The organism is uncultured Campylobacter sp., from assembly GCF_937997595.1.
Lineage (GTDB): Bacteria > Campylobacterota > Campylobacteria > Campylobacterales > Campylobacteraceae > Campylobacter_B.
Map to the genome: position 1 here is coordinate 1 of NZ_CALKTS010000245.1, position 6,736 is coordinate 6,736.

A 6,736-nucleotide genomic window follows, 5' to 3' on the forward strand; every position below is an offset into this window, starting at 1 on the left:
ATGCAGCGCGTCGAGGTCTCCAGCCGCGTAGGAGGCAGCCATTTAGGACACGTCTTTGAGGACGGACCGAGAGATAAGGGCGGTATGAGATACTGCATCAACGGCGCTAGCTTGGAATTTATACCGCTTGAGGAGATGGACGCGCGCGGCTACGGCGAGTATAAAATTTACGTAGAGTAAGCGGCGGTTTCGGGATTGGCCTGCTTATTGGGCGGCTTCTAGTTTAGCTTGCAACCAAGCAGTTTCGGGACTGGCTTGCGGCTTGGGCGATTTTGAGGCTAGCCCGCTTGCCGGGTGGCTTTGGGTTATGCTTACGACTTGGAGGCTGGTCTGTGACCGAGCGGCTTAGCGGCTCGGCTCGCAATTAGTCGGCAATTTGCGGCTAGATCGTCTAGCTCGTTAGCCCGTCTGCTTATTTGCGGATCAGTCCGCTCGGATTGCAATCAGTCGGGGATTTGCGGCTCGGATTGTTAATCGGCCTGCTCATTTGGCGTACCAAGCGGTTTTGAAACCAAACCGACGACCGATATGGTGCTTCCGCGGTTCGTCTGCTTCGGCGATTCCTTGGTTTGACGACAGGTTTATCTGCGGCCGTTCTCGTCGGTTTTGCTAGATCGTTTGCCCTGGCGAGCTGCTTCGGTTTTGCGGCTGGCTTGCTGCCGATAGGTCCTGCAACTGAGCTGGTAACCGATCCTGCGGCTGGTCGGCGATCAGTCGGTGCGGCGGAATTTAAACAAAGTAAAGGCGGTTCATCCTCCGCCTTAGCACTCGGCAAAATTTGTGCGATAGAATTTAAACAAGGCGAGGGCGGTTCGGCGGCTCCGAATAGAATTTTAATAGAGTGCGGCTGCGGGCGCACTGCTGCCAAAATGAACGCGCCACGGAGAAGCCGTGCCGTGGATGGAATTTGAGCTCGCATTGCTTAAATTCCATCGCCGCGAGCCGTTTCGGTTTTGCGGTCGGTCGGCGGTTTGATGATTTATCGGCGGATAAATTGGCTTGGCGGCTAAGGATGGAATTTTAAAATTCCAAATACGATAAAAATTTAGCGGTAGTGGAATTTTAAAAATTTATCGATACGGAATTTCATGCGGCGCGAGCCGCTAAATAAAAATGCGCGGACGCAGTCCGCCCCGCTAGCGTCGTCGGAGGTTGGGTGGGGTTTGGGGCGGGAAGGGGAGCGACCTCGCAATTGGGGCTCCCTTCCCGCCCCAAGAAACAGAAAATACGGCATAAAATTCGCAAGTCGTGAATTTGGGGATAAAATTTTGAAATTTTACTTTTTAAGACACGGAAGCGGTGCATGCTTAGTAAGAGATGCGGCGTAAAATTTGAAATTCTGCAACGAAAACGGCGTCTATGCAATGCCCGTTCTGCATCCGCGTCGCAAATTTTAAATTTAGGATAAAATTTTGATGACGAGCCCCGCGCAAAATAGAAAAATCCCCGCATAGATCGCTAAAAACGGCGCGATTATCGCATAGTGAATGATGAACTCGAAAAAATTGTAGATCAAATGCTTGCTTTTGGGCTCTTTAAATTTTAATTCTAGCGGCTCGCTCGAATCAAACGGCGTATTGGATCGCAAGATGTGCTTTGGACTAAACATCCAGCGTACGAAATATTCTATTGCGCTGCATATAGTCTTTGCCTATGCCCAATACGCCGTTTATATAGCATACAAAGCCAAAGCCGCCGAAAAACAAAATGAGCCCGATATCGATCAGCTTATCGCTTATAAGATATCCCATTCTTCAAATCTTTTGATTAATATTTTTTCAAATTTTTAAAACCACAGATTGTAAAAATCAAACCCCAAGAACCAACGCCGCAACCGGCAATAAACCATAGAGAAAAAAATGTAATCCAAAAATACATCTTAATTTTCGAGGCAAAATATAGGTTAAAGCTTTTTAGTCCGAAGCTGATTTCTCCCGTAGCCATTTCGCCTAGATAATAATACGTAGTTCCCAGATATCCCAAGAAAAACGTAAATATAATAGCGGGAATTCCTTTTGGAAAAACTTTTAAATCATAGATATTTGGCATATTGTAAAAACTAAGATAAATCATCAAAGCCGAGCAAACAATTACCCAAATCCACATAAAACTTACGTAAAAAGCTGTAACCTGGGGCATTGCGCTAATAGCTTCAAAGGCTTCGATATTCGGAAAAATTCCTTTCATAAATTTAACGAAACTAGCGCAGGCTTCGCTTTTATCTAAAACTTTTATTGGTATAAAAAACACCGATAAAGATATAAGCGCATAAATAGGCATCGAATATTCTGCGAATTTAGAGAGCTTGGATTTTTTGCGGATTTTCGTAGGTCTCGAATCCCATTCGCGCAATTCGGGCTTTGGCGAATTTTTGTTTTCTAAATCGCTCATACAATCGATCCTTTTATTCATTGCAGATTAAATTTTTTAATCTCATATTTCGATGATAAAATTTAACTCAAAACGAAATATGCATGCTTAGCGCGATTATGCAAAGCAACATCGCCAGCGGCACGTATAAAAAGCGCCCCGTGTTGTACCAAAACGCGCCGTACCGCTTGGATGCGCCCGAATTTACTTCATCTAAAATTTCATCCTTTTTGATCACCCAAAACCACGAAACCGCGCCGATGACCGCGCCGATCGGGATGATGTAGATCGAGACAAAGTCCATCCACGGCCCCCATTTGACGATGGCTTCCATATTCACGCCCACGCCGAAGCAGATCACGCACAAAAGCACGAGCGTGCAGGTGCGGTTCAGGCGCGGAAATTTATGCATCAAGGACTCGGCGACGACCTCAAACATATTTTGAAGCGATGAAATTCCGCCGAAGATCACCGCCGTAAAGAGGATGATCGCAAAAATTTGCCCGCCGATCATGTCTTGTAAAATTTTAGGCAGCGTCACAAAAAGTAGCCCCGGACCCGCGGCGGGATCGGTGTGATACGCAAATACCGCAGGGATCATCACTAGCGCGGCCACCATCGCCGCAAGCGTGTCGAAAAACGCCGTATTTTTCGCAGCCGAGACGACGTCTTCGTTTTTAGGCAGATACGCGCCGTAAACGATCATACCCGAGCCCGTGATCGAAAGCGAGAAAAACGCCTGTCCCATCGCAGATATCCACACCATCGGATCGCCGAGCTTGCCGAAATCGGGCGTGAATAGAAATTTATACCCCGCGCCCGAGCCCGGTAGCATGGCGACTTTGACTGCGAGCACCGCAAAAAGGATGAAAAATAGCGGCATCATGATTTTGTTGGTTTTTTCGATACTGTGCGCGCCGAAAAATAGCGTAAAAAGCGTGCCCGCAACGACGATGAAGTGAAACGGCACGACCGAATAGGGCGTTAGCGCGAAGGATTCAAACCAGGTGTTCGTATCCACGCTCATCAAAGAGCCGTCTATGGCCTGCGCTAGGGCTTTGAGCACGTATGAGATGATAACTGCGTAGCCGATCGCAATACACAGCGAGCCCGCGAGCGGCAGCCAGCCGATGATCTTGCCGACGGTGCCGAGCCCGCGGCTTTTCCATGCGTATTCGTAAGAGCCCAAAGTGCCCGTTCTGGCGCGGCGTCCGATGGCGTATTCGGTGCTAAGCCCCGCGTAGGAAAACAGCGCGATAAAAAATAGATAGATCAGCAAAAACGCGCCCCCGCCGTTCGTGCCGAGTTTGTAGGGGAAGCCCCAAACGTTTGCCATACCCACGGCAGAGCCCACGCAGGCGATGATGAAAGCCCAGCGCGAAGAGAAACTTCGTTTATTCATTTGCATACCCCTATTTAAATTTGCGTTATGGTAGCAAAAAAGTATTTAAATTTTATTTATTGTGCGTAGGATTTGGGCTACAGAGCGGTAAAATTTTAGGGCATTTTGGGTTTGAGCTTGCAGAATTTTGAGCAAGCAAATTTTAAATAGTTAAATTTCACTCATAAAATTTTAAAGAGTGCGCAAAATTTAAGCGAGTTAAAATTCGGCGCGATAAATCTGAGCGAGCTGAAATTTATCGCATGTCGAAATTTACTCCGGTTTTTGGCTAAATTTAAGCTAAAAACGCTATAATCCCGTTTTCTTTTATTTCGTGCGCTCGTAGCTCAGCTGGATAGAGCATTTGATTGCGGTTCAAAAGGTCGGGGATTCGAATTCCTCCGGGCGCACCATCTACAAATATTTTTTTCGCTATAATCCGTGAAATTTTAATCTTGGAGCAAAAATGAGAGCATTCGCCGAATGGGAAGAGCAAGAGGCGCTTTTGGTGTCTTTGCCGCACGCGGACACCGACTGGGCGCCGTATTTGGGCGAGATACGGGCGGCTTACCGCGACTTTATCGCCGCCGCAGCGAGGTTTGAGCCGGTCGTCGCGATCGCGCCGAGCCGCGAGGATTTTGAGCAAATTTGCGGCGGCTTAGCAAACGCGAGCTTCGCGCAAATCGATACCGACGATACGTGGATCCGCGATTACGGCGCGATCGACGTAGAGGAGGGCGGCAAAATCACGGGGTTAAATTTTCGTTTCAACGCCTGGGGCGGCAAATTTGCAAGCGCCAAGGACGACGCGTTAAATTCCAAGCTTTACGCCGCGAACGCCCGCCCGCTGCGAGACGTAGATCTGATCTTAGAAGGCGGCAGCGTCGATTTTGACGGCGCGGGCACGATGCTAACTACTAGCGCGTGTTTGCTGAACGAAAATCGCAACTCCCTAAGCAAGACCGAACTGGACGCGCGGCTGCGTGAAATTTTTGGCCTAAAAAAGATAATCTGGCTAGAGCGCGGCTTCATAAAAGGCGACGATACCGACAGCCACGTCGATACTCTCGCACGCTTTCTAAGCCCGCACATCGTGGCTATTTCGTCGTGCGATGATCCGAGCGATCTGCACTACGCGGAGCTTGGCGCGATGAAGGATGAAATTTCATCGCTCGAATACGACGTGATCGAGCTGCCGATCCCGCGCGCGATCTTTTATCAGGGGCGCAGGCTGCCCGCGACTTACGCAAATTTCGTCTTTTTAAACGGCGCGCTCATCGTGCCTACCTACGCAGACCCCGCAGATCCGCACGATCCAAACCGCGCCGCGGACGAGCTGGCGCTGTCGCGTCTGCGTACGGCATGCGCGGATCGCGAAGTAGTGGGAGTGAACGCACGCGTTTTTATCCGCCAAAACGGCTCGCTGCACTGCTCGTGCATGAATAAATTCAGGCTTTAAATTTAGACCGAAGGAAAAATATGAAAATTTTAAAAGTTGGACTGATTTCGCATAAATTTGAAGGTACCAAGGCGCGCACGATAGCGCGTAGCATCGAGCTCATCGCGCGCGTAGTGGCAAAGGGCGCGCAGTTAATCGTTTTGCAAGAGCTTCATCAGACGCATTATTTTTGCCAGCGCGAAAATACCGAAAATTTCGACTATGCGCAGGATTTCGAGCGCGATTTGCGGCTGTGGAGCGAGGTAGCGAAGAGATTTGGCGTCGTGCTGGTAAGCTCGCTTTTCGAGCGTCGCGCCGCAGGGCTGTATCACAACACCGCCGTGGTCTTCGAGCGCGACGGCTCTATCGCGGGTCGGTATCGCAAGATGCATATTCCCGACGATCCGCAGTTTTACGAAAAATTTTATTTCACGCCGGGCGATCTGGGCTTTGAGCCCATAGATACGAGCGTGGGGCGGCTCGGCGTGCTCGTGTGCTGGGATCAGTGGTATCCCGAGGCGGCGCGCGCGATGGCGCTACGCGGTGCCGAGCTGCTCATATATCCGACTGCGATCGGGTGGTTCGACGGTGACGGCGAGGACGAAAAAGCGCGCCAATTGGAGGCTTGGGTTGCGGTACAGCGCGGGCATGCGGTGGCAAACTCCCTACCCGTAATCGCCGTAAACCGCGTGGGCTTTGAGAGCGCCGCTCTGAGCGAGGTCTCGCCGGATGAAATTTTATCCGGGAGCGAAGCAAATTTGAATGTGCGCGATAAAATTTCGCGCTCCACGGATGCGAGCGGCGAGAGTAAAATTTTAAGCGAGGGCGGAATTTTATCCTTTAATAACGAGGCGCTAACGGGTGGCGGCAAAATGGCGATCGGCGGCGAAATTTTGCCCGCGAAAAATGAGGCGGCGCGAGAGAATTTAAAAATTTCGATAGAGATAAAATTTAACGGCGAAACTTTAGAGGTGCTGCCGAATAAACAGCGCGTGGATCAGCTTGTCAGCGAAGAGGGGATTAGGTTTTGGGGCAATAGCTTTGTTTTTGGCGCGCAAGGCGAGCAATTGTTTCGCGCAAACAGCGCCGATGAGCTATGCGAAGTCATAACCATCGATATGCAAAGATGCGAAAACGTGCGCCGCTGGTGGCCGTTTTTGCGCGATAGACGCGTAGAGGAGTATGGAATTCTTACGAAGAGATACGGGCTGTAATATCCTGCATCTCGAATAGACATATGGCTTATCACCTGATGTGTGATAATGAAAGCAAATTATTTTTATGGTATCCATGTGCAGAGGCGACACCAAAACACATTAATAGATCGAATGGGCTTAAAATTTTGATTTTACAATGCCCGCAAAATCGGACTTTGTAAATAAATTGTAAAAAATTTGCCAAAAACTATTGACAATTTTTAAATTTTTCTCTATAATTCTGCCAAGTTTCGCATATAGGTATGCGGGATGAATTTTATTTAAGGAGTAAACCATGAAAAAAGGTTTTACTATGATCGAGTTGATCTTCGTTATCGTTATTTTAGGTAT

General features: G+C 48.9%; 10 protein-coding genes and 1 tRNA gene. 6 read left to right on the forward strand and 5 right to left on the reverse strand.

Features of this window, described 5'->3' with window-relative positions; genetic code table 11:
* Positions 1-180 (forward strand): peptide-methionine (R)-S-oxide reductase (locus Q0614_RS08250; RefSeq protein ID WP_298787942.1); only part of this gene is annotated, 180 nt, incomplete at its 5' end.
* Between the two features lie 389 nt (positions 181-569).
* Positions 570-911 (forward strand): hypothetical protein, encoded by a 342-nt coding sequence (locus tag Q0614_RS08255; RefSeq protein ID WP_298787944.1) that lies wholly within the window; start codon positions 570-572, stop codon positions 909-911.
* A gap of 134 nt (positions 912-1,045) precedes the next feature.
* Here Q0614_RS08255 and Q0614_RS08260 read toward each other — a convergent pair whose 3' ends face one another.
* The 5 genes from Q0614_RS08260 to Q0614_RS08280 form a co-directional block, all read right to left on the reverse strand.
* Positions 1,046-1,192: a hypothetical protein gene (locus Q0614_RS08260; RefSeq protein ID WP_298787945.1), complete on the reverse strand. Its 147-nt coding sequence runs from the start codon at positions 1,190-1,192 to the stop codon at positions 1,046-1,048.
* A 207-nt stretch (positions 1,193-1,399) separates the two neighbouring features.
* Entirely contained in the window at positions 1,400-1,609 is a 210-nt protein-coding gene (locus Q0614_RS08265) for a hypothetical protein (RefSeq protein ID WP_298787946.1), read from the reverse strand.
* Positions 1,602-1,751 (reverse strand): hypothetical protein, encoded by a 150-nt coding sequence (locus Q0614_RS08270; protein WP_298787948.1) that lies wholly within the window; start codon positions 1,749-1,751, stop codon positions 1,602-1,604. The genes Q0614_RS08265 and Q0614_RS08270 overlap by 8 nt, the downstream gene beginning before the upstream one ends.
* 16 nt (positions 1,752-1,767) lie before the next feature.
* On the reverse strand, positions 1,768-2,391 hold the full coding sequence (locus Q0614_RS08275; RefSeq protein ID WP_298787950.1) for a hypothetical protein: 624 nt from the start codon (positions 2,389-2,391) through the stop codon (positions 1,768-1,770).
* Positions 2,392-2,458: 67 nt separating this feature from the next.
* Positions 2,459-3,772, reverse strand: a complete 1,314-nt coding sequence (locus Q0614_RS08280; protein ID WP_298787952.1) for a sodium-dependent transporter — start codon at positions 3,770-3,772, stop codon at positions 2,459-2,461.
* A 315-nt stretch (positions 3,773-4,087) separates the two neighbouring features.
* Here Q0614_RS08280 and Q0614_RS08285 point away from each other — a divergent pair.
* The 4 genes from Q0614_RS08285 to Q0614_RS12570 all read left to right on the forward strand — a co-directional run.
* Positions 4,088-4,164 (forward strand) — tRNA-Arg (locus tag Q0614_RS08285).
* A 53-nt stretch (positions 4,165-4,217) separates the two neighbouring features.
* On the forward strand, positions 4,218-5,210 hold the full coding sequence (locus Q0614_RS08290) for an agmatine deiminase family protein (RefSeq protein ID WP_298787953.1): 993 nt from the start codon (positions 4,218-4,220) through the stop codon (positions 5,208-5,210).
* A gap of 20 nt (positions 5,211-5,230) precedes the next feature.
* Positions 5,231-6,403 carry a carbon-nitrogen hydrolase gene (locus tag Q0614_RS08295; protein WP_298787955.1) on the forward strand — a complete coding sequence of 391 codons (1,173 nt, stop codon included), beginning with the start codon at positions 5,231-5,233 and terminating at the stop codon, positions 6,401-6,403.
* Positions 6,404-6,680: 277 nt separating this feature from the next.
* The coding region (locus tag Q0614_RS12570) for a prepilin-type N-terminal cleavage/methylation domain-containing protein (protein WP_366125051.1) at positions 6,681-6,736 on the forward strand (56 nt) is incomplete at its 3' end.